Origin of the sequence: Roseivirga spongicola (genome assembly GCF_034376045.1) — a bacterium.
Taxonomy (GTDB): domain Bacteria; phylum Bacteroidota; class Bacteroidia; order Cytophagales; family Cyclobacteriaceae; genus Roseivirga; species Roseivirga spongicola.
In genome coordinates this window covers 2,616,817-2,641,600 of record NZ_CP139724.1, presented here as the reverse complement: position 1 = coordinate 2,641,600, position 24,784 = coordinate 2,616,817, and the positions used below count along the sequence as shown (strand labels likewise).

The window sequence follows — 24,784 nt, the reverse complement described above, 5'->3', positions numbered from 1 at the left end:
AGCCCTCCCAAAGGTTGGGAGGACGTAGGTTAGGCATATTTTATTACTTCAATTACTATTTTCTAATGAGTACTTTCTTTCTCACAAGAGATCTCTCATTGCTGAACTGGATGATGTACAGACCACTTTCAAAGTTGGTTACATCGATAGTCAACTCTGGCTTGTCATAGCCTTCTTTCTCCAGCTTACTCACACCAGTTGGATTAATCATCTGGATGTTCAACGGCATGCCGTTGAGCTCGCTCAAGTCTATAGTTACATAGTTGCTCGCAGGGTTCGGGAACACATTGATCTGCTCTTCGCTAATCTGTCCGTTATCCACACCCGTGACTATCACACCTTCTCCACTCAATCCAATTTCCAATACATTGTCTTGAATGTTGTCTGTGATATCATAATTGAACACTACAACTCCATTATACACTTTTGCTTCTGTTGGCCTGAACACCGCGGTAATATTCTTTGTATCACCAGGGTTAAGCTGAACAGATCCAGGGTTAATACTGAAACCTTGAGTAGAGTTAATTACTCTTACCTCAGTTGCAGCGTCTCCTCTATTCTCGATGGTCCAAGACTTAGTAGTCGATAATCCTAGAACCGTTGGATCAAATACACCATCGCCAGTTACAACGATAATGGCTTCTCCCTCATTGGTAATAGCAATGGTCAATGCCTTCTCATAAGTACCGCCAAACTCATCGGCTGTTCTTACTCTGATACTATAGCTATCCTTAGTTTCAAAGTCGAAGACTTCTGCAGCTAGCAACTTATTACCAGTTATGGTAAAGCTTGCATTGTCAGCATCTCCTGTTCCTGATACTAAGGTGTAAGTATGGCTATCGCCAGCATCGGCATCTGTTGTGCTCAATACTCCAATCTCTGCTCCTACTGCATTGTTTTCTTGAATGCTTGCTGTAGAAAGTGAAATGTCAGTAGCTACAAAGTTGGTAGTGTAAACCTCTCCTGTAAAGCCTGCTGCCAGAGTATTGGTAGCCGCATCCGTGATATTAGTTCCTGCTTTGGCATTCAATCCAATAGTACCTTCTCCTGAGATACTTCCCACAGTAACTGTATATGTTTTAGCATCTACTACAGTAACTGTACTGACAGTGGCAGTGGCGGTTCCTGTAACCACCGTTTCAAAGTCTGACACATCTACTCCTGTTACATCTTCACTAAAGACCACAGTGTAATCTCTGCTTGTTGTACCAGTAGGTATCTGGTCAGCCTCTGCTCTTGTAATACTGGTGACAGTAGGTGCTGTTCCATCAAAAGTAGTACTAACTGTATTGCCAGACTTACTGCTGTTGCCTGCCACGTCTTCTGCAATGTTGGCTCCAAGAGTAACAGTAGTGGCCCCATCGGCTGTAGGTGTAATTGTAGCACTCCAAACTGTACCTACTGTTACATTAGTAAAGTTACTTGCTGTACCATTGGTTACAGTGATATCTCCCAATTCAAATCCAGTTACCGCCTCATCGTAAGTGAAAGTTGCGGTAAAGGCTGCATTGGTCAATGTACCTGCTGAAGATGTAATGGTTGGTGTTGGTTTAACACCATCTACAATCACTCCTGCTGAGCTTGGCACATTATTGAGTGTTGGAACTGCATTCACATTGAATGCATCTACAATGATGGCTCCATTTAAGGTTAAGCTATTAGACAGTGTAATACCGTCTGAATCTAGATCACCTTCTTGTATAGTATATACAAAGGTTGCTGATGTTCCAGCGCTAACTGGCGCTTGTAAAGTTGCAGCAACCGTTTCTGTACCAATAGTAATATCCAGAGTTGGTGCTCCTGTAATTGTCACTGGCAGGCTGAAGGTCAACTCTACTTCTAGCTCATCACCGATTCCATAGATGCCATCGTTAGATAATCCTACAGCGGTAATCACCGAGGCATTAATGGTTGTGAAGGTCCAACTTGTATTGTTAGAAATACCCGCGTAGCTATTTCCAGCATCATCAGTAAATGCACCCGCATCAACCATCACATAGAATTCTGTACTTGGTGGTAATAGTGCATTATCTGGATTAATGGTAACAACATTATCTACGATACTCACTTTGTCACTAGCTACATCAATAGTTTCTAGTACAGTGTTATCACTAGTCTGCGCTATAGTAATATCTCCAGAGCCTACGTAAACATCTTCATTGAAGTCCATTAAAAGGTTGGCATTCGGTAGAATATCAATAGCATTGTCAGCTGGCGATAAGGTTGCCTTCATCTGCTGATCTAGCACAATCGTCAACTCTCCTGCTGTACCTACATTACCTGCTACATCGGTTGCTATAGCACGAAGTGTCAGGTCATTCACTGTTCCATCTACAAGTACTCCTCCTACTGTTGAACCCACATCAATTGACCAGTTACCTGCGCCATCTGTTGTGGCTGGCAAACCAGTGAAGGTAGTTCCGTTGTAGGTCAACTCTACTTCTACTGAAGCGCTAGCCTCTGCAGTTCCTGAGAAGGTCATTGCATCTCCAGTAGTGAAGTTGGTCAGATCATCGCTATCGCTAACCCCATGGTCTGAACCTGCATCAAGGTCTACTGTTGGAGCATCTGGGCCTGTGGTATCCAGTGTGATATCATAAGTAGCCGCTGTACCGGTGTTACCTGCTGCATCCGTCACAGTAACAGTCACGGTTTCGGTTGCATCTTCGGTTAGTGCATTTGAAATATCCAAAGACCAGTTGCCGCTACCATCTACCGAAAGGCCAGAATAAGTAACACCATTAAATGTTAGGTCGAATGTAGCATTCGCTTCTGCCATACCACTGATGGTTACGCTGCTCATGTCATTGATAATAGCATCTGAACTGCTTGCCCCTGTATCGTTGGTAATACCTGAGAAGGTTGCTGCAGCAGGTGCTGTAGTATCAATGGTGACATTTACAGCAGTGCTAGTAACACCAGTATTGCCAGCGGCATCTGTTGCATTAGCCGTCACTGCAATGGTTCCATCCGTTAGTGGGTTAGCACCTGTATAATCAAGTGTCCAGTTTCCTGAACCATCTGCGGTGGTTGTTCCTACACTAGTTCCTCCTACAAACACTTCTACAGTGGAGTTTGCTTCTGCTGTTCCGTTTACAGATGGTGTATTGTCACTTGTTATTCCATCACTGGCACTTGAACCTGTATCGTCACTTACTGAAGTAACAATTGGCGCAACTGGTGCAGTAGTATCTAGTACCGTATCGTCTGTTGCTGCCGTACCTGTATTAGTCGAGGCATCGGTCAATGTTACTGATAAGGTCAATGTTCCATCATTCAAGCCTGAAAGGTCTGCTAACGTGACTTGATCTGTTGCCGTAACAATAGTTCCTGATCCTGTAACATTGGTTCCGCCATTATCTGAGCTCACTGTATAGTTGTATGTAGTACCGATCTCTGCTCCTGCAAAGGTGAAAGTTGTTGTAGTCACTTCTGCATCTCCAACCAAGGCATCTCCTAAGGTTACCGAATAACCTGATGGAGCGGTTAAGTCATCATCGTCATTGGTCGTAACCGTTACTGTTTGATCTGCAAGGCCACCAAAGTCGCTATCACTGGCCGCTACATCTATAGATAGAGTAATGGTAGACATTACATGTCCATCTTCTATGGCATCATCAGTTCCTGTAATCACTACAGTCTGAGGCGTATCCCAGTTAATTGAAGTGAATGTCAAGGCAGAACTCCCGACTGTGGCTTCACCTGTATCGTTGCTAGATACATTGATCACTACATCACTAGCAGGTTCTGCATCTAGCACTACAGTAAACTGATCGGTGGTTCCTGTCTCTGAAACTGTTGCGGTGATTTTCGAAATGGTAAAGCCTGCAACGTCATCATCTGAATTATCTACATTCACTATTTGATCCGCCACAGCATCATATACATCATCACTTGAAGCATCTTCTACGGCCAAGGTAATATTGAAGCTCTGTGTACCATCGATAATATCGTCATCTACTCCAGTTACCGTTACTGTCTGTGCGGTATTCCAGTTAGCTGTTGTAAAGGTTAATGTAGAAGCACTCACTGTTCCTTCTCCTGTATCTCCACTAGTAATCGAAATCACTACATCGCTCAAAGGTTCAGCATCGAGTACTACGTCAAAGCTATCAGTTCCACCTGCTTCAGTAATTTCGGTGGAGCCAGCGGTTTCTGTAATTGTGAAGCCAGCGGCATCATCGTTTTCAATTGTTCCGAGTCCTACGTTATCGGAAATAGCAACATTTCTACCGCTTGCTTGAAGGCTAGAAAGAGTTATTCCAAATTCCTCATCAAATTCGGCTAGACCATCGTTGGCCACTGTTACAGTGATTTCTTCTATCTCACCTGCTGTTCCAGCAAAGTTCAACTGGCCTGAAGCACTCGTATAATCACCATCTGCTGTAGTAGCTGTAGCATCATTCGTGGCATAGCTTAAGCTAACACCTGTATCTACCGCCTTATTCAAGGTAACTGTAAATACAAAGTCTGTTGTCGCTCCGCCATCGGCATTTTCTGCTTTAGACACATCATCTATTGATATGCTTGCTGCATCGTCATTCGTGATAGTACCCAAGCCAGTGGCATCCGAAATGGTCACGTTCTTTCCTCCTGCTTGAACATTGCTAAGGGTTACTGTGAACGTCTCGTCTAGTTCCACTATATCATCGTTCGCTACGGTTACATTAAAGGTTTGCGTTTCACCGTCTGTTCCTGTAAAGTTCAATGTTCCATTTGCTGCGGTGTAATCGCTTGCACTTGCTGTTCCATCGCTTGTCGCATAGTCCACTGAAATAGCTTGATCTATGCTGCCAGTAAGCGTAGCTGTAAATGTATAAGTAGTTGTAGCACCACCGTCTGCATTTTCGTTTTTGGTCACATCATCTATGGCAAAAGTTGAAGCATCGTCATTTGTGATTGTTACTGTTGCCTCATCACTTACCCCTACAGCCAAAGTTGTAGCACTTAAGTTGGTCATAGAAACCTTAAATGTTTCATTGGCCTCTACTATGGCGTCTAGACTAGGTGTAACTGTGAAAGTTTCAGTCTCCCCTGCTGTTCCTGCAAAAGTTAGCGACTGCCCTACTAAGGCGGTGTAATCACTATTTGCGACAGTTGCTGTACCATCTACCGTTATCACCTCTACGGTAAACCCTCCTTGCACAGGGTTATCCAACGTAGCTGTTAATGTTATTGCGCCATCATCTTCATTACCACTTTCATCTGCGATGGTCACTGTGGCTGTATCATCATTATTAATGGTTACGGTTGCGCCATCAGTAACATCGATATCTCCAGAAGCCACCGTTGCAGGAGTAAGGTTACTCATGGCAACTGTGAAGGTTTCGTTTGCTTCAAGTTTAGAGTCTGAGCCAATGGTAATGTTTACATTCTTTGACTCACCAACTGTACCAGTGAAAGTTACTGGACTAGAAACCAAGGCAGTGTAATCGCTATCTGCAGTAGTGGCTGTTCCATCGGCAGTACTTAAGTCTACAGTAAGGCCTCCATCTACCGCTTTATCTAGTACTAAGCTTACAGTAGCCGTTCCATCTTCTTCGTCAACAGTAACGTCTGCAATAGTTACAGTTGCTTGGTCATCATTGGTGATAGTTCCTGTACCTGTACCGTCACCAATCACCATATTGGTACCAGTAGGACTAGTTAGCGTTACGGTTATTGTTTCATCATCTTCAACAATAGCATCTCCAGCTACACTAACGGTAATTGTCTTGCTAGACTCTCCCACTGCAAAGCTTACTGTTCCTGAAGCAGCTGTATAGTCTGAAGCTGAGCTAGCTGTACCATCAGAGGTAGCATAAGCTACAGTTGCTCCTCCCGCTGGTGCTGGTTGAGATAAAGAAACCGTAAAAGTAAGGCTTGTGCTACCAGACTCTCCTTCTGCAACAGAAGGATCATTAATTGATATTTCTGTTTGATCCGTGGTAGTAAAGCTCCATGCTGAGGTGCTCATTATTCCCCCAAAGGCATTACCGGCAACATCCTCAAAGGCTCCATTATCAACCAAAATATAATGCTCTGTTATAAGTGCAAGGTCTGAAGTGTTATCAAATGTAACTACGTTACCAGAAATGGATACAACAGTATTATTGGTCACATCAAAGGTTCTTACTACACCATCATCACTCACTCTATGTACAGTAACATTACCTGTATTGGCTACTACAGCCTCATTAAATGTAAGGGTAAAGTCTCCATTCAAACTCACACCTGTGGCATTGTCTGCTGGACTTAATGTGCTGATTGTTGGGGCTGCATTGTCTACTAGAATAGCTGATGTATTTGGTAGCGTTGGTAAAGTAGTGTTCAAAGCATTGCCTGCTTCATCTTCAACACCTACGTCTCCTACATCGAAAGAGCTAATTACAATACCATCGCTATCGCTGTCAGTAACTCCTACAGAATAGGTAAACGTCCATGTATTGGTGCCATTTCCTGATGCATAGGTAGCTGCTTTGGTTGTCCCTCCAACATCGATCACCAAATAGGGAGGTTCGCATGAGCTTCCATCGTCATAATTCACTGCATCACTAAAGGCAACAGTAAACGTTAGGTTTTTTCCTGAGTTGTAAGAGCCATCGGAAGGTGCTGTAATTGATGTAATTGTTGCTGCTGTATTGTCTACCACAAAGGAATTATTATTGGTTCCTGTTGGGATAACGTTGATTAACGAATTTCCCGCAACATCTGTGATATCTTGACTACCAGAAAAGCTTAAGGTCACAGTTCCATTAAGTGATGCCAAGTCTCCTCCAGACACAGTCACTCTATAAATATTACCACTTGGATTGATAACCGAAGTTGGCGTTCCTGTTGTGCCAGTAACCGCAAAGTCTGCAGTACCAACACCACTTACTGCTTCAGAGAAGGTAACATCCCAAATTAGCGCATCATTATTTGTTGGACTTGTGGTTGGGCCAAACCTGGCAATTGATGTAATCGTAGGTGCATTTCCATCAATTACTAATGCCTTGTTGCTGCCTAAAGAATTCGCTGCCCCAGGTGTTGGTAGTGTAAGCACTGCATCGTTTCCAGCTGCGTCCTTAATAGTCCCACCGTTCAACCCTAGCGCATTGGTTGCAACATAGTCTAAGTCTGAATTAGTATCTCCTGATTGAATTGTATAATTAAAAGTCAAAGTAGTTGATCCCGACCCAGTAGTGTAGTCAACCACTCTATCTGTATCTCCAGTTTCTAGGGTAAGCTGAGGAACTCCTGAAACGGTAACAGACTCACTAAACGTGACGGTTACTGGAATTTCATCACCTACTTTATATGACCCATTAGTCTTAGTACTCGACACACTACTTACAGTAGCTGCAATGCCGTCAATAACGATATCCTTATTCTGACTAAGCGAGCCACCAGTCCCTCCCTGTTGAACGGTAAGGCTAGCATTATTACCTGCATTGTCCTTAATAGTCCCTCCGTTTAATGATAGCGCTGTAGAACTAGTAACATCAAGGTCGGCACTTTCATCACCAGCCTGAACAGTATACACAAAACGCAAGGTCGATACGCTTCTATCAACATAATCGATGGTTCTGTCTGTAGTTCCTGTCTCCATAGTTAACTGCGGAGTTCCTGTTACCAATACCTCTTCAGAATATTGAACATAGACGTTTATTTCATCGCCTATTTTGTAAGTACCATTATCTGCATTACTAGTTACCTCAAGAACTGTAGGAGCGACACCATCAATTTCTAAGGCTTTATTGTCTGATAATGAGCTCCCTCCCCCAATAGTTGGTAGTGTTAGAGAAGCATTATTCTGAGCACCATCGATGACCGTAGCACCGTTTAAACTCAGTGCGTTAATACTGGTGTACTCTAGATCGTTATTCTCATCACCGGCTTGTACGGTGTAATTAAATGTCAGCGTGTTTGAGTTACTTCCACTTGTATAATCAACCGTTCTGTCTGTCGAACCCGTTTCTAGTTCTAGTTGAGGATTGGCTACAAAAACAAAAACTTTTTCACTGAAAGTCACTGTGATTGCGATAACGTCTCCTTGCTTGTATGTACCATCTGCAGTACTTGAGCTTACACTGGTAACGGTTGGAACCACCCCATCAACTACGAGAGCAGCATTGCCCGACAAGGAATTCCCCCCTCCAATGGTTGGTAAAGTTAGAACAGCATTATTTCCTGCTGCATCTTGAATGCTTGTACCGGCAGTTAACGAACTGGTACCTACATATTCCAATGCAGAAGATTCATCGCCCGACTGAACCGTGTAATTGAAGGTAAGTGTAGTTCCTGGTGACCCAGAGGTATAGTTTATAGTTTGATCCGTATCGCCTGTCTCCAAAGTGAGCTGTGGTGTACCGGTTACCGTAACGGCTTCATCGAAAGTAACCGTTATAGCGATGACATCACCCAATTTGTAGGTTCCATCAGAATTTGTTGAACTCACACTTGTAACTGTTGGCAATTCAGTGTCTACTACCAAGGCTTTATTCGCTCCTAAAGAGTTGGCTGCGCCCGGTGTGGCCAGTGTTAACGTGGCATCATTGTTTGCCCCATCTTTAATAGTACCTCCATTCAAACTCAAGGCTGTAGTACCTGTATAGTCTAAGTCAGCACTTACATCGCCTGACTGAACTGTGTAATTGAAGGTCAATGTAGAAGTCCCGCTTCCTGATGTATAGTTGATTGTTCTATCTGTGGTACCGGTCTCCAGTTCCAACTGAGGAGTACCCGTTACTGTAACGTTTTCACTGAAGGTTACCGTTACTTCAATTACATCGCTTGCCTTATAGCTACCATTGGCTGTTGTTGAACTCACACTTGTAACTGTTGGTGCAGTCTCATCATTCAGAGTAGCTGTATTGTTGGTAGTTTGATCCGCTACCGCGGTACGTTCATTAATATCAAAAACCTCACTTGCTTGAATATCTACCTCAATGGTTTCTCCTCCATCAGGTGTGCCCGTTAAAGAGAAGAAGATTCTGATTGTTGTTTCACCACCTGATAATGCAGTAGCAGAAGCCTCTACAGTATTGTCGTTCTGTTTAACACTAGAGATGGCATTCAAGGTGGCTGTACCTCCTGTGATTTTCAGGTCAAAATCGGCCGGTGTTAGACCACCGCCTCCGCAGTTGTCTTCATAAACTCCTTCATTGAAGGTTACATCTATGTACGAATTGTCAGAGGCTAAGCTTACACCAGTTATGTATGGGTCCACCAAATCATTCAGTATTCTTGTATTATTGCTTTGTGTTGCTGCTGCGGCATTTCCTGCTGCATCAAATACTGAACTTCCATCAGCAAAGTTGATAGTTATCGTTTCTCCTCCGTCAGCTACCCCAGTAGTCGTGAAATTCACTCTAATCATGCTCTCTCCACCTACTAGGTCAGAAGTTCCATTCAATTGTTTTAGACTCGTAACAACAGGCGTATGAGCAGTTCCACCAGAAATGGATATATCTATATCTGAAACCTCCAGTGCTCCACTGCCTCCATTCGTGCTGTAAAGCCCTTCACTGGCGAAAATCTCTACAAAGGCATTGCTATTGTTTAAGCCTAAGCTTGTTATTTGAGGCCCGGACGCATCATTGACTGCCCCAATACTTGCGGCTGCTCGTACAAAGTCTGCATCGTCAGCATCAGTATCTGTACCGTTAGGAATTCTTTGAACAGATTCATCAGAAACACTGGAAGCGTTACCAGTAGGTGCCTCACCAGCTCCCGCGCCTAACTTTACTTGATCTACAACAGCCCCCCCTGGATCTTTGAGAACTATTTGAACATCGTTATTAAGTAGTCCAGAACCATCTGGATTTCCTAGCACTAAATAATCACCAACCTCAGAACTATTAAATGTTCCAGCTCCTGATGAGATATAGTTGGAAACATCAAAAGCTCCATTATCAGTCAAATCCCCTATGACATCGGAACCATCGATAAGTTCAATTGTCCAGCCAGTAAAATCAATAGCCGCAGTTTTTATGTAAAGCTCTACCCACTCATCGTCTGAACCAGGAGCACCGCCTGGAGCCGAAGCGAAAACTGAAGTACTCCAATCTTGCTGAGGATCAGTAACTATTTCATTGATTACTACATCTACAGTACTAAAATTAAGTGTAGTAGTATTAGAAATACCTGCAAAATCGTTTCCAGCATCATCATCCAGAGCAGCGGCATCAATTTCTATGTGATAGTTTGTTCCTTTTTTTAGAGTACCTGCAGGGTTTAACGTAACCGTGGCGCCAGACACACTAACCAATGTACCATTGGTAACATCCAACTGCTCAAAATTACCTACACCAGTTTCAACTATTGTAATGTTACCAGTGCCTACAGCCATATTATCGTCAAATGTAATGGTGAGATTCTGGCTGAGTGTAACGTTGCTAGCTCCATCTGCAGGACTACTGCTTTGTATCGTTGGAGCGGTAACATCAGCTACGCTAAAATTGTAATCAGTATCATTTGTAATCCCAACAAAACTATTTCCGCTAGCGTCATCTATAGCGCTGGCATCTATTCTAACAGAATAAGCATTTGTTTCAGTAAAACTATTCGTTGGATTGATGTATAATTTGTCATTTGAAATACCAAGAGCACCATTGGCTGGGTTACTTGTAGCTGTTGCTGTTGCAATATCAAAGACTTCAAAGTTAGTCGAACCAGTAACATCTCGAATAGTAATATTACCAGTACCCGCTGCGATATTTTCACTAAAGTCGAGTACCAGATTATCGGCAGCCCCTACGTCTGTCGCACCGTCTGCAGGATTGCTTGAAACCAAGGTTGGAGCCGTGGTATCGAAAGTGACATTGGTAACATCCACAGTCGTTGCTGAATTCCCAGCAGCATCTTGTCCATTGAAACTGATTGTGTAAATCGTTCCAGAGACCAAAGATGGCGCATTGGTCAAAGCTGCCGAAGCCCTTACTCCTGCATTCAACTCACTACCCGTAAGGTTTACCACATGTGGAGAACTGCCATCGGCTGAACCTCCAGTTCTGGTAAAGGTAACTGTACCTGAAGCAATAGCTTCAGATAAGGTGTAACCAACATTCGCATTACTCACTGAACTACTTGAGCTTGGACTTACCGAACTGAACGCTGGAGCAGTTCCATCATAAGTTACGCTTAATGTATTCGAAACAGTATTGGCATTCCCTGCTCGATCAAAAGCCGTGCCTGCACCAAGGGATACTTGTACGGCTCCATTACCCGAAGGCGTAACATCCACGTAAAAACTAGTACTGTCCGGAGAAACAAAATTACTAGTTGTGCCATTCACCACGGTAATGTCGTTCTCCGTCATATTATCCGCCTCAGAATTGAAGGTGATAGTTACGGGAATGGGATTATCATTGGTTGGATTACTGGAAGTGGTAGAAATACTCACTGTAGGTGAAGTAGTATCGATAGTAATACTTAAGGCAGAGCTAGCAGAACTGGTGTTTGCGGATCCATCTGTTGCAGTTGCCGTAATGGTATGAGCACCAGCAGTCAAAGCGCTCGTAGTTATTGAATAACTTCCACCCGTAGCAATACCGCTACCTACTTCTCCATCGACATTCGATATTATTTTTACAGTAGAGCCGGCTTCCGCTGTACCTTCAAAGGTTGGTGTGGTATCCTTGGTCAGGTTATCTGAAGTAGACCCTGCGGTATGCTCTTCGTTACCCGAATCTGTGGCAGTAGTCATATCTGGAGTACTTGGAGGGTCTGGTGCCACATTATCTACCACGGTAATGGTAAATTCCTCTGCATAATCATCAGTACCATCGTTCGTATTTATTCTTATATCGTATGTGCCTGCGGCTAGGGCACTGCCTGTTCTTAAAGTAGTACCACTTATATTGAAACTCGCATTATCAGTACTTCCTGAACCAGAAACCAAAGAATAGGTATGGGTATCACCACCATCTGCGTCAGTAGTAGAGAGCGTGCCTACTGTTACATTTACGCCAGTTGCACTTTGGTTGATAGAGGTTGAAGTCAGCGCTATGTCTGTTGGGGCATTGTTGGAGGCTACAGCTGCAGCAAGCAAAACATCATCTATTGCAAAATTTGCAGGTGCAGGTGTGTTCATCGTCATTCTAATCTCATCAATATTACCCCACCCTGATGAAGCCGAAATATCCCCTGAAGTAACCGTAAAGTTGGTAGTTCCCGCAGAAGATATGGTCTTAGTAATTGCACCTGAAACGGCACTACCATTATCATACCCTTGAACGGTTATATTCTGGGTTGTTCCTGTAGCCACTGCAAAAGCAAAGCTTGTAAGAGAAAAATTATTCGCAGCGTTATCCGACTTATATGAAAAGGAAGTAACGTTAGTTCCAGTGGCTGTCATAATTACTGCAAGGTCAGAACCACCTGAAATGCCTGAGACCGTATTATTCACCGTTATATTGACAATATTACCTGATGTTACAGCAGAAACCCCTAGACTATGACCATCAATGTTTGTTGCACTAGGATTTGTGGAAGCCCCAGTAAGTAACCGAGCAGAGCCTGCCTCAAAGGTGATAGTCGAGCCTATGGTCTGAGCATTAACTTGCAAAAATGGCAACGTTTGAACAACCAAGACAAAAGTAAGCAAACCAATAAGCCTAGCGGCACTTCTATGCCCTGTAAAGAGTATCTTTAAATAGCTATCCACAAAACCAATAGCGCCAATGCTAAGGTTGCTCAATTTGGACAAACAACGGCCTGAGCCATTTACCGCTAAAGAAAATGATTTTGCCATCATGACCTTTGGAATCAAGGCTGACCCAATGGTTTTCATGAAGCTCTTGTTGAGTCTATTAAAATCAATCATATGTTTTGGTGGTGAATGAGCATTATTTTTACAAACTAAAACCTGTAATTCATAAGAACAGGCAGCGCAACGATACGCTTAGTTTTATATTTCAATTAGCAATAAATATATAGTAGTTTTTTTGTTCGAGAAAATAGCACCCTCTAAAACAAGTATTTATACCTGCTTAGTTTAAGTAAAAAAACCATGACATTAGTGTGATTTATAAAAAGCTCAGGACTCTCGGATAGCACAAGAAAAACTTTTAAATAATCTCAATTATCAACCTAGTTTAAGAGGCTATTCAGAATATATTTCTTTTGGCAATTTCAGTACCCGTGATGTAAAACGCAGGTTCTCTACTGAACTTTCATTTCTTTCTACCATAGACATATTTTATAAAAAGGCCATCAGTAAAAGATGGCCTTTTCTTGTTCTATGTCAAGCTAGATCAGATCAATTCCTCGAAGGGTAGATTCCAAACATACAAATTACCCAATGAATCGTAAGATAAGGTTGCATATTGTTATGAGCCTGACTACCTCCTGTATTACCAACTGTTACACCCTGACCAGCAGGAATCGTAGCAACACCTGTACTTAAGGTCACATCGTTTCCTGCACTTCCATACATATTAGAAGGGGTGGCAGCAAAATTCACTTCTGTATTTCCCTTTGCAAGAAATAGTCCATCATCAGGAGTGTCTTCAGTTGCTTCTCCATCCTTTGCAGTTAAAGAAACAGACACCGGCATTTCATGAGTTGTAGTCGCTAAATGAAAATGATTCGGCAAATTCAAGATATTCAAAGTCACATCCTCAATACCACTTCTTGATCCCAGTTTGTGTGTACTTAACCCTGGTCCGGTACCGGCACTTATGGGTATTCTACCCCTTAAATCGGGTAACCCAAAAGTTGTCCTACCATCTCCGCCATAGGTTGTTCCCAAAATTGAAAACAGGGCTGTATTCTGAGCAATAGCGATTAATTGACCCTCACAAAAAGCCCAAGCTCTCGGAGCAAAATTACCAGCAAACCCTCTTATTTCTCCAATAGTTCCTTCCATAATATTTAAAGTTATATTGAGAAATCAATTTCTAGATGGGAATAATCCGGCCATACAGATAATCCAATATATTGTCAGGTAAGGCTGCATGTTTGTATGAGACTGACTACCTCCTGTATTTCCAACAGTTACACCCTGACCAGCAGGAATTTGACTGATTCCAGAACCTAGAACTACATTATTACCTACATCTCCATACATTTTAGTAGGAGTAGGAGCAAAGTTAACTTCTGTATTTCCCTTAGCAAGAGACAAACCTGCTGCTGGGGTCTCAGAAGTTGCATCTCCATCTTTAGCCATAACAGTTACTTGTGCTGTTATGGCCTGCGTTTGAGCCACATGATTGTGAGAAGGTATCTGAGTCTGCGTCAAAACCACGTACTCCTGACCAGACCTTTGCCCAAGCGGTCTAGGTGATAGTCCTGGCCCAGTGCCAGCACTAATTGGGGCACGCCCTCTTAAATCGGGTAAGGCAAAGGTGGTACGCCCATCTCCGCCATAAGTCGTTCCCAATAGTGAAAATAACGCTTGATTTTGAGCAATAGAGAGCAATTGCCCATTGCAAAATGCCCAGTTTCTAGGCGCAAAGTTTCCTCCGAAACCTCTTATTTCGGCTAAATATCCTTCCATGATGTTGTGAATGATTTGTTGTGTAAAATTAGATTTGTGTGTTTCATTTTATTGTGTGTGAGTAGTGTGATTTATCGAAATCGTTTTAAGTTAAGAAAAATATCCAAACGATTTCAACTTCCGTAAATTTATGTATTCATTTAAGAAGTAAACCGCTGCCCAGGCAAAAAGCCAAGGTTAAACAACTTGACACCAGACATATACCCCTCTGCAGTGTTAACCACCGTAATTCTTAAGTACTCATTATTTATGCAAGCCACGACCACACCATAAACTACATCTGCATGTACTATCTGTCCTGGTTCAGCTTGGGCTGCTTGTTCTAGACTAACCGGAGTAACTTCTAGAATTCGCATTTCTACTCCTGCTACAACTGTAAACGCACCACCATATTTCGGATTAGTAGCATTTATAAGATATTCTATTTCAGTTGCAGATTGTTCCCCCCATTTAATGGTCAAATCATCTTCAGTTGGCTTTTGATCAAAAGCTTTGTCTACACTTTTTAAAGTCAGAAACTCATTAGGTTGGCTTTTTAGCAAGTCCAAAACCTTTTCAACCAAAGAAGGAACTATCTCCCCCAAGCGTCTGCTATGCAAGCCGTAGTTTTCCCCAGGGATTACTCGGAGTTCTTCCTTCAACAGCACCGGCCCTTCATCTACCTGATCATTCACTAAGTGTATGGTTACTCCACCAATTTCTTCACTATTCTTAAGCTGCCAAAAAATAGGGTCCGCTCCTTTATACTTAGGCAAAAGCCCGAAATGGAAATTGACAAACTTATTTGGTAGTACACTAAGAAGAGATTCCGGTATTATCCATGGAAATGTAAGTACCCAAACAGTTTCAACATGATGCTCCTTTATAAACAAGGATAGTTCTTCAACCCAACTATTTCTTTCCAGTTGTAATATTTCCGCATGGGTTACACCCGCAGCATGTATTGAAGAAGCTAAAAGGTTTACGTGCTTTTTTAGCACTCCTACCCCAACCAAAAGGTCGTCATCCTTTAACTTTTTCATGGCTGGAATTGAAAGTGTATTTGAATTAGTAAGTAATAGTACCTTCATTCTTAAACGGCCAAATAAGAGTTCATCCATACACTAGCTAGTGCATCTCTAGACTGTACAATATGTTCATTTTCGCTGATTGGCCCATCTACCTGCGCCAACTCCTTTGTCTCAACATTGTTTCCACTCACAACTTTATGACTAAGAATTGTAATTGCACTATTCAATTTAGGGACCTGAGTTGAATCATAACTTACAGAAGAATCTAGCGATTCAAGGTTCTTCTTTAACTCCTCAACGTTTAGTTTACCATTATTTTCTACTAAAACTCTCCCAATTGCTTTGCCGCACTTATCCCCCATTGAGACAAACGTATTCTTCCATAATGCATCGTTACTTAGTGCATTTTGAGTTGAAATCATTTCAAGCCCTGCCAAGTCATACTTTTCTGGTGCAAACAAAAATGGAAGTGCTACAATTTTAGTTTTACTGTTTAATCCTCTGGCATGAAACTCTTCAATAAAAAGAGTAGCTTCTTCTCCACAAAACAGCGGAAACACAAAATCATAAGCTTCTATATCTATACTATCGAAAGCTTCTTTTACTTCAGACAACTTACCTGGCTGCGGTAACTGCAAGAGCTTAAGGTCGTGATCAAAATCTTGATCGACCGACATTAAACCTAGTTGAAAGCAGTTTAAAAAAGCATATCCTGAGTCGAACATGGCCCCTAAAATAAGCCCTTTCTTACCCAAGTTTTGAGCTGCATATTGCCCCATAGCAAAGCAGTGCTGCCATAGGTGGGTTGAGTTAACCAATACGTTATCGCCATAACCTTTGGTAGGTATTAAGTGCTCTCCAAGGTTATTCATAATGAAAGGGATATTTCGCTTTTCGAACCGATCTACCAAGCCTTCAATGGCTTTTGGAGTTACTAATCCAGCAACAAGGTCAACATCGTGGTACCCAAAAAAATCATCCAGAGCTTTTTCAATCAACACTGGGCTTCCTTGTCCAACTGTTTCGGTTAATATTTCAGGTTCAAATTCAGTTTCGGCCAGTTCTGCTTTAAGTGCTTTTTTAAGCGCTCTATCAAACTGTTTGCCCATTGGCATAATACCAGAGTTAGGGATCAGTATCCCAATTGTAATTTCTTCCATAATCATTTTAGGTGTGATTTGCTGGTTTTACTACAGCTCGGCCCACATACGAATTAAGTTGCTGTAAACCTGCTGAAGCACAAGCCTGCTTTCTTTATGTTCAGTTTGGTTCATTTGATCAAGTACTTGATTAATTTGATCGATGATTTCACGCTGACCCGAATCGCGAATAGCACACTGCATCCAAGTAACAACGGCCATCCTTTTACCATTGGTAACCGGCAATACCTGATGCAGCCTAGTTGTTGGATAGATAACAGCCGAGCCAGCAGCAGGCTTAAATAGCTTTATACCCGCCTCTGTAATCACTTCCAATTCGCCTCCTTCATAACTCTCTGGAGGCGAAAGAAAAAGCGTCATCCCCACATCCGTTCTAATCGTAAACTGTGTGCCCATCAATGGACTATCCACATGAGTTCCGTAGTGCATTCCTGGTTCATAAAGACTCACCAAGGGTGGCAGTATTACTTTAGGAAATATGGCCGATTGAATTCTTCTATTACGCGAAATGGCCTGAGATACAATTTGCCCAATTTGCTGTGCCTGAAAATTGTTTTCTGCACTTATCTGCTTGTTTTGTTTAACACCAGCGGCAGCATCTGAAGCCGTTGACTTACCATCTGAAAAACCAGCTTGATTAATGAGATTTAATATGGCAGACAATTCTTGAGCATTTAATAGCTCATCTATCTGCAGATAGTTTCCAGAATTTAATTGCATTGTATGTGTGCGTTGAGATTTCTGTTGTGAGTTTAAGCATTGTTAATCGATTTGAAAAACTTAGCACCAATAATTGCTTAAGAATTATAAATATTGATTATGCTATAATTAAGGCTTGCTGCTTAAAGCTAAAATAAATAATTTGCCACAAGACTGTTAAAAAAAATGGACACTACACACAAAGAATCTCTTGTTGAGAAAGCTAAAGCTTATCAACAAAAAGGCGACCTTGCCAATGCAGAAATATTTTTTAGCGAAGCATTAAGTAATGACCCAAATTCGGTAGAAACCCTTTCTAACCTTGGCATGCTTTACCTAATGAAGGGCAATGCCCAACAAGCAATAGATAGTTGGCAAAAAGCACTTAGCTTAGATCCTGAAAACCTTGAAAGCTTAAGTAATCTTGGCTTTATATGCACACAAATTCAAGACTTCCAAAATGCCCTTATCTATTTAGAAAAAGCAAGTAAAGTAGCTCCTGAAAGAGACGACATAGGTCTTCAAATTGCGCAGATCAAAACACATTTTGGTCAATATGATGAGGCTAAAGGTATATTAAAGCCCTTTTTAGATAGTGAACCTCTGAGTCAGAACAGCTACCTTATGATGGCACAGTTAGAGCTTTTGACGAACAATTCAGCCGGGGCCAAATCAAATTTAGAGCAACTCTTAAAAAAAGACCCCAATCTGGTAGAAGCAATGATCAACCTAGCTTCAATTCTAGAAACAGAAGGCAAAGCAGAAGACGCTCATAACTACTTAACACAAGCAGCCCAAAAAGCCCCTTTTCATTTTCAAGCCAACCTAGAATTAGGACGTTTTTTGGGTCAAAATGGACAAGCAGAGGAAGGCTTGACTTATTTAAAAAAGGCCGTTCAAATAGAACCAGGCGACTGGGGAATTCATGTTCACCTTGGAAACACGTATCAAGAAATTGGTGATTTCGACAACACAATTAAGTCATATAAAAAAGCACTAAGCATAAACCCTAATGATTTAGGCACTAGGCAAAACCTTAGCCGCGTTATGTCTCGTTTTGTACCACCGTGGCATTTAAGAATGTTGGCTGATCACGAAAGAAATGATGCGTTTGAGCAAGCCATTAAAAAAGCTATTAAAGCAGAATCAATAGCATTAGACATTGGAACAGGTTCTGGATTATTGGCCATGATGGCTGCTAAGCATGGAGCGCAAAAAGTGTATGCCTGCGAACAATCCATGTATATTGCCGAGGCTGCAAAGGAAAATATTGGTAAAAATGGGCTCGCTGAAAAAGTTCAACTATTCCAAGCCAAGTCCACGCAGCTTACCGCTGAAGACCTTAACCCAAAACCAAATGTTATTGTAGCTGAAATATTTGACTCAGGCCTACTGGGCGAACATGCCGTTCCATCATTCCGCCATGCATTGGAAAGCCTATGTGAGGAAGGAACAAAGATAATACCTAAGGCTGCTGAAGTAAAAGGTAAACTTTTACATGCCCCAAAGTCAAGCTCAGTAAATCCTATCACTAAAATCTCAGGGTTCGATCTTTCAGGTTTCGATCAGTTTAGGGTTCCAGAAGAATATATCACTCAAAACCTTTCGGAAGTAACCCATGAATTCTGTTCAGATGAATTTAAAATTCTTGATGTAGACTTCGAAAATCTTTGGCCTGCCATGGCACCTAACCAATGCCGTAGACTGGATATTTCAGTTGAAATAAACTCTTCAGACCCAATTCATGGTATCGCATTTTGGTTTACGCTTTTTATGGATGATAGCATTACGCTAAGCAGTGCCCCTGGGCGAAAAGACAACCATTGGGGGCAAGCAGTATCCTTCTTTAATCAGCCTATAATTGGAAGTTCGGGCCAAAAACTGAAAGTAACAGTAAATTACACTGATACAAAAATTTGGTTTGAAGACCCACAACTCGTTTAGTCATGAGTGGTAAACTACCTTTTAATCCACCGCAGCTAAGTCAGTTCATGGACGCTTGTTGGGTAGAAAGCTACTTCACGAAAGATGAAGTAGAACTAATACTTAAGGCCTATGAGAGTAAAGTAAAGTCCGCTGCTCAAGTGGCCGATGAGGGATTAGACATGCCTGATTTAAGGAAATCCACTGTGGCCTTTTTAGAACCCGATGACGCTGAACATGCTCCTATTATTCATAAGCTTGCTCAGTTAGCCATTCAGGTGAATCAGCAACGATATGCCTTTGATTTATCAGGCATATATGAGCCACTGCAAATAGCCCAATACGATTCGGATGACTTCTTTGATTGGCACACAGACTTCAGTAATGGCCAAGCTTCTACACGAAAGCTTAGTTTGAGTGTTCAATTGTCTGAACCTTCATCATATGAGGGCGGAGATTTGCAGTTCAAAATAAATACCAATGAAATAAACGCTCCAAAGAGTGTGGGTACAGTGGTTATTTTCCCTTCATTCGTTCAACATAGGGTAACTCCAATAATTTCTGGGGTTAGGAAGTCGCTTGTAGCTTGGATAACAGGCCCACACTTTAAGTAACTTCCAATGAAAACCAGTCATAAGTTTTCTTTTACGTTCGATAGCCGACCTCTATTAACAGAATACGCATCTGCTAAAGTAGGTTACGAAAAACACTTTAACACCAGTTTCTACAAAGGTGAATGGAGTGGTTTTGCTCTGAAAAAGCCAGAGACTGCGCTTCACAACCTTTTTGCAGGCAATAACCAAAGCGATAAATACTTAGATACTGAACTAGCTAAAAAGCTACCTGAAACACAGAAGGTAATCGATTTTTTTAAGTGTGAAAAAACATCTGTGAGAGTTTTAAAACTAACAGCTGGTTCTGGAATAAAACCACACTCAGATGAAGGACTTAACTTCTTTGACGGTTTTGTTAGACTTCACATTCCGATTCAGACCAATCCTGATATTGAATTTATAGTGGCAGGAGAAAAGCTAGAAATGAAAGAAGGTGAATGTTGGTTTGCTGACTTCAATCAGATTCATAGCGTGTATAACCATGGTGATATTGACAGACTACATTTGGTTATTGACATGAAGGTGAACGAGTGGCTAAAGGAATTATTCCTAAAAGAGCGAATCATTGAGCGAGGAGAACAAGCACCCGACCCAATGGACTCCTATCCTACCGAGGTAAAAAAGGAAATAGTTCAACACTTGATGCAACAAGGAACTGAAACGTCAATCAAAACAGCTCAGCAGATTATGAAGAAATACTCGCTTATTATCTAATGAAAAACGAGGTAACCGTACTCGGAAACCTCGTTCAAATATTTAATTCAGTAGGTCTAACTAGTTGCCCACCTCATTCATCAACGCTTCAATGGCCTTCTCTAACTGCTCATCTCTACCGTTGTTAATTAGGCCTGGCATATTTTTGATTTGAATATCTGGCTTGGTTTCTAGGTTTTCCATCCAGCGACCAGCTTTGTCTTTAGCGCTTACAGGAACAACCCCCCAAGAACCACCGCCTTGCAGACCTTCCCAGCCGGCAAAAGAACAAGTACCTGGGGTTGGCATACCCACTGTAGTACCAATTTCTAAGTCGGTATAGCCTTGTGCAAAACAATGACCATCACTGTAGTTAGACTCATTAAACATGGCCAATGTAGGTTTGGTCCAGCGCGAAGTTGGCTCCCCTCCTACTACTTTGGCTGCTGTAGCGTATGTAAGGAATGGCTCGCCAGTAAAGAACATAGCTAAATCTGCTACTAAATCTCCACCACCATTAAAACGGGTATCTACAATCACTCCTTTAGCTTCGTAATACTTACCCATCATATCTTCAAAGATATCGCGGTAAGGGCCATCACTCATTCCAGGAATATGAACATAACCCAAAGTTCCATTAGACTTTTCTTTTACCTCTGCCTCATTAATTCTAACAAACCTATCATAAAGTAGGCCTCGCTCTGCTCCTAATGAAATTGGCTTTACCGTAATCTCTTGTTTGTTTCCTCCCTTAGCATCAGTAATTTCTAATAATGTAAACTGATTGGCTTTTCGGTTAAGGTAGGTAGCATAATCGCGGTCGGGAGAAATAGTTTCCCCATCAATTTTCTGAATGATCATCCCTGCCTCAACATTGAACTTGGCCTTATCTAACGGTCCGCCTTCAATTACTTCGGTAATTAACAACCCGTTTCCTTTATGATTATAATCGAAGAATACACCCAAAGAAGCTGTAGCATCAGCATTAGAAATACTGGTACTATAGCGCGAACCGGAGTGAGATACATTCAATTCACCTAACATTTCTGAAAGCATTTCTGAGAACTCATAACCATTACCAATGGAAGGCAAGTACTTCTCGTATTCCTTTCTCATTAACTCCCAATCTACCCCGTGGAAGGTTGGCTCGTAGAATATATTCTTAGTTCTGATCCATACGTGATCGAACATGTAAGCCCGCTCTGCTACCGCATCGTAAGTCATTTCTCCACGGATAGATATACCTTCTTGTTTGCCACTTTCTGGGTCTATCTTAGATATTCTACCTCCACTTAAGAGATAAAGGTTTTTCATGTCCTTATCCCAAACCATTGAGCCATAACCAGTATTTAAACGGATGGCTTGCTTAGTTTCTCGCGTTCTTAGGTTGGTAGACCACAAGTTCTGGCCGCCCTCAAACCTGGCCAAGTAATAGAGCTTCTCGCCATCTTTAGAAAGCACTGCATCGCCAAGAGAAGATGAGTGGATAGTTAGGCGTTCTTTGCGCTCTTTCATTCCATCCCAATCGAATTTCAGGTCTTTGCTTTCTTCTTTTTTCGGCTCGTCTTTCTTTTTCTTCTTATCGTCTTCTTCCTCTTTAGGCTTGTCTTTCTTGGTTTCTTTTTCAATCTCCTGCATCAACTCATAATCTTCTTTGCTCATGTTGAACTTATCATAAGCTTCTTGAGTGAAGAACATTGAATAGACATCGCTCTGACTGCTTCCACTGGTTGCCAAACTCTTGAGACCGTCACGGTTACTGAACCAGATCATTTGTTTGCCTTCGTTCACCCATTTTGGAGATGAATCATAGTAACCGCTTTCTGTCAGGTTAACTCTTTTGGAACCATCGGCAGCCATTAGTAAAACCTCACTGTTGTTGAGCAATTTGCTCCAGTCTACTAAAAGCCACTTGCTATCTGGACTCCAAGTAAAATACTTATCGCCATCTCTCATGTGGAACAAGTCATCTTCGGTTAAAAGGCTCACCTCGTTACCCGATGCTACATCTCTTACCACTAAATTTCTTCTACCTTTAATATAGGCCAGTTTTTTACCATCGGGTGAAAAGTTTGGCAAGTATGCATCTACATCTACTGAGAACATTGGCTCTTCTTTCAATAAAGTTGAAGCAAAGAAGAATGGCTCTTGAGCTTCTCTCTGCCTTGTAGACTTGAAAATGCTCCATTTGCCATCGCGCTCAGCAGCATAAACCACTGATTTTCCGTCAGGGCTGAAAGTCACAAACTGCTCAGCTTCTGGCGTATTAGTTATTCTTTTGGTTAGTGAACCATCTACCGAAGTTACAAACACTTCTCCCCTTGCCACAAAGGCAATTTCTTTACCGTTGGGCGAAATAGCCATTTCGCGCACTCCACCATTAATACTTATGAACTGGTCGGCATTACTTTTCTCCTGAGTTCTGATGGTAACGTTAACCTTTTGAGCTTGGCCACCTTCACGCATTGTATACAACTCTCCATCGTATCCGAAAGCTAAAGTCCCTCCACCAAAGCTTAAAAAACGAACAGGATGAAGATCAAACGAAGTCAATTGCTGCGATTGCGAAGGATTTGAAAGACTCATTTTATGCACATTGAAAGTGCCGCTTTCTTCGCTTAAGTAATAAACAGATTGCTCATCGGCAGAGAAAATAGGCTGTCTGTCCTCACCAGCTCTGGTAGTGAGCATTTTATGGGTATCCGTCTCTTTATTATAAATCCATAAGTCTCTAGTGATGGCAGAAACATGATGCTTTCTCCACTCGTTTTCACCACCTTTTTTATCGTGGTAAACCATGGTATTACCATCCTTGCTCACTTGAACATATTCTGCTGGTATAGTGAAAATCTGATCTACCCTTCCACCATTAACAGACACCGAATAAAGCTCTGGTTGCGAACCTGTTGGATACTGACGATGTTCTTTAGTATCCATTCTCTGAGCTCCAAAAATGATTGAACCATTATCGTGTGAGAAAGTGAATGGGCTTTCATCTGCAGAGTGGTAGGTTAATCTCGTGGCTGCGCCACCTTGTGCATCCATTACGTATACATCGAAATTACCATAACGATCTGAAGCAAAGGCAATTTGCTGACCATCTTTGCTCCATACTGGCATGTAATCATGCGCCTCATGAAATGTAATTTGCTTAGCTTCTCCGCCATTAGTTGGCACAACATATAAGTCGCCTTTGTAGGTAAAGGCTATTTGTTGCCCGTTTGGAGAAATTGACTGGTAACGAATCCATTTAGGATTTTCCTGCGCCTGAACTCCCAGACACAGCAGTAGTAACAATAGCGTGTAAAGTTTCTTCATTGATTGAGTTTTAAAGTCACAATCTATGAAAAGAGAACTTAAGGAGGAAGGAAGTTAAGAGGTTTGGAGGTTTCGAAGTGTGGAGGTTTGGAGGTTTCGAAGTGTGGAGGTTGAGAGGTTTGGGAGGTTTGGGAGTTGAGAAGTTGGGTAGTGCTGATATAAAGAGGTTCGGAGGTTGGTATGATTAGATATTAGGAAGAAAGGCGGCAATAAAATGAGCCAGAATTCTAAATACCTACAGCAAATCATTCTCTACCATGAAATTTCTACCCTTTTCTGTGGTAATAGCGTTCATGTAGAATTTGAGCACTTCTTGATGGTACTCCAGCTTGGTCATGGTGCTAGTATGAATGTAAGGGGAGTTCTCGTAAGACATCATTAACTGGAAGAAGAGTTTAGCATACATCTTCTCATCGAAATCGGTTTTGTAATAGCCTTGCGCTCTTCCTCTTTCAATATTATGAATCATTATTTGAGAGAACTTTTCGGAAAACACCAACATGTGTCGAGCAAATAAGTCGGGGTAATACTTAATGAGTTGCCTCAACAGTATAGAGTTGTTGGTTTGAGAAAGTCGTTCCATTTCCTCATCTCTAGAAAACATCCTTATAATGGCATTATCTATTCGCTCATCAAGGTCTTTCAGTGTCTGAAGTGTTTTACTGATCAAGTAAAGAACCACATCTTCGAGCAGCTCTTCTTTGTTTTTATATATCAGGTAAAGGGTCTTTTTTGAAACGCCAAACTCTCTGGCTAAATCGTCCATAGTAACCGTTTTGGCACCATTTTCAATGAATATGTTTGCGGCCTTTTCAATAAATTTTTGATCCTTTTCCATATGTGCTTTCAAAAGAAAGAAGGAAGCGGCTACCACAAGGCAGCCAGCTTCATTCTTTATCTATAAAT

11 protein-coding genes are annotated in these 24,784 nt (G+C 41.8%); 3 read left to right on the top strand and 8 right to left on the bottom strand.

What is annotated here, in order from left to right:
- Window positions 1-55: 55 nt before the first annotated feature.
- The 6 genes from T7867_RS11725 to T7867_RS11700 form a co-directional block, all read right to left on the bottom strand.
- Window positions 56-12,754: a Calx-beta domain-containing protein gene (locus T7867_RS11725; RefSeq protein WP_322299323.1), complete on the bottom strand. Its 12,699-nt coding sequence runs from the start codon at window positions 12,752-12,754 to the stop codon at window positions 56-58.
- 468 nt (window positions 12,755-13,222) lie between these two features.
- A complete protein-coding gene (locus T7867_RS11720) occupies window positions 13,223-13,831 on the bottom strand; it encodes a phage tail protein (RefSeq protein WP_068225169.1) in 609 nt (202 codons plus the stop codon).
- A 24-nt stretch (window positions 13,832-13,855) separates the two neighbouring features.
- Window positions 13,856-14,461, bottom strand: coding sequence for a phage tail protein (locus tag T7867_RS11715; protein WP_068225167.1), 606 nt, complete (start codon window positions 14,459-14,461; stop codon window positions 13,856-13,858).
- Window positions 14,462-14,601: 140 nt separating this feature from the next.
- Window positions 14,602-15,483, bottom strand: coding sequence for a methionyl-tRNA formyltransferase (locus tag T7867_RS11710; RefSeq protein WP_185101315.1), 882 nt, complete (start codon window positions 15,481-15,483; stop codon window positions 14,602-14,604).
- A 50-nt stretch (window positions 15,484-15,533) separates the two neighbouring features.
- The gene (locus tag T7867_RS11705) at window positions 15,534-16,631 is read right to left on the bottom strand and encodes a type 1 periplasmic-binding domain-containing protein (protein WP_068225163.1); all 1,098 of its coding nucleotides are present in this window, start codon (window positions 16,629-16,631) and stop codon (window positions 15,534-15,536) included.
- A 30-nt stretch (window positions 16,632-16,661) separates the two neighbouring features.
- Complete coding sequence (locus T7867_RS11700) at window positions 16,662-17,351, bottom strand: Fe2+-dependent dioxygenase (protein WP_288342547.1); 690 nt, start codon at window positions 17,349-17,351, stop codon at window positions 16,662-16,664.
- A 165-nt stretch (window positions 17,352-17,516) separates the two neighbouring features.
- Here T7867_RS11700 and T7867_RS11695 point away from each other — a divergent pair, with 165 nt between their 5' ends.
- The 3 genes from T7867_RS11695 to T7867_RS11685 are packed head-to-tail and all read left to right on the top strand — an operon-like array spanning window position 17,517 to window position 20,581.
- Window positions 17,517-19,274, top strand: a complete 1,758-nt coding sequence (locus T7867_RS11695) for a tetratricopeptide repeat protein (protein WP_322299322.1) — start codon at window positions 17,517-17,519, stop codon at window positions 19,272-19,274.
- A 2-nt stretch (window positions 19,275-19,276) separates the two neighbouring features.
- A complete protein-coding gene (locus T7867_RS11690; protein WP_322299321.1) occupies window positions 19,277-19,867 on the top strand; it encodes a 2OG-Fe(II) oxygenase in 591 nt (196 codons plus the stop codon).
- A gap of 6 nt (window positions 19,868-19,873) precedes the next feature.
- Entirely contained in the window at window positions 19,874-20,581 is a 708-nt protein-coding gene (locus tag T7867_RS11685; RefSeq protein WP_322299320.1) for an aspartyl/asparaginyl beta-hydroxylase domain-containing protein, read from the top strand.
- A gap of 60 nt (window positions 20,582-20,641) precedes the next feature.
- Here the strand turns inward: T7867_RS11685 and T7867_RS11680 are convergent, their stop codons facing one another.
- Window positions 20,642-23,878, bottom strand: a complete 3,237-nt coding sequence (locus T7867_RS11680; RefSeq protein WP_288342554.1) for a S41 family peptidase — start codon at window positions 23,876-23,878, stop codon at window positions 20,642-20,644.
- A 235-nt stretch (window positions 23,879-24,113) separates the two neighbouring features.
- Window positions 24,114-24,716: a TetR/AcrR family transcriptional regulator gene (locus tag T7867_RS11675; protein ID WP_288342556.1), complete on the bottom strand. Its 603-nt coding sequence runs from the start codon at window positions 24,714-24,716 to the stop codon at window positions 24,114-24,116.
- Between the last annotated feature and the right edge of the window lie 68 nt (window positions 24,717-24,784).

Coding starts and splice junctions, on each gene's coding strand:
- T7867_RS11725 (WP_322299323.1), bottom strand. CDS start 12,754: ATGAAAACCATTGGGTCAGCCTTGATTCCAAAGGTCATGATGGCAAAA.
- T7867_RS11720 (WP_068225169.1), bottom strand. CDS start 13,831: ATGGAAGGAACTATTGGAGAAATAAGAGGGTTTGCTGGTAATTTTGCT.
- T7867_RS11715 (WP_068225167.1), bottom strand. CDS start 14,461: ATGGAAGGATATTTAGCCGAAATAAGAGGTTTCGGAGGAAACTTTGCG.
- T7867_RS11710 (WP_185101315.1), bottom strand. CDS start 15,483: ATGAAAAAGTTAAAGGATGACGACCTTTTGGTTGGGGTAGGAGTGCTA.
- T7867_RS11705 (WP_068225163.1), bottom strand. CDS start 16,631: ATGGAAGAAATTACAATTGGGATACTGATCCCTAACTCTGGTATTATG.
- T7867_RS11700 (WP_288342547.1), bottom strand. CDS start 17,351: ATGCAATTAAATTCTGGAAACTATCTGCAGATAGATGAGCTATTAAAT.
- T7867_RS11695 (WP_322299322.1), top strand. CDS start 17,517: ATGGACACTACACACAAAGAATCTCTTGTTGAGAAAGCTAAAGCTTAT.
- T7867_RS11690 (WP_322299321.1), top strand. CDS start 19,277: ATGAGTGGTAAACTACCTTTTAATCCACCGCAGCTAAGTCAGTTCATG.
- T7867_RS11685 (WP_322299320.1), top strand. CDS start 19,874: ATGAAAACCAGTCATAAGTTTTCTTTTACGTTCGATAGCCGACCTCTA.
- T7867_RS11680 (WP_288342554.1), bottom strand. CDS start 23,878: ATGAAGAAACTTTACACGCTATTGTTACTACTGCTGTGTCTGGGAGTT.
- T7867_RS11675 (WP_288342556.1), bottom strand. CDS start 24,716: ATGGAAAAGGATCAAAAATTTATTGAAAAGGCCGCAAACATATTCATT.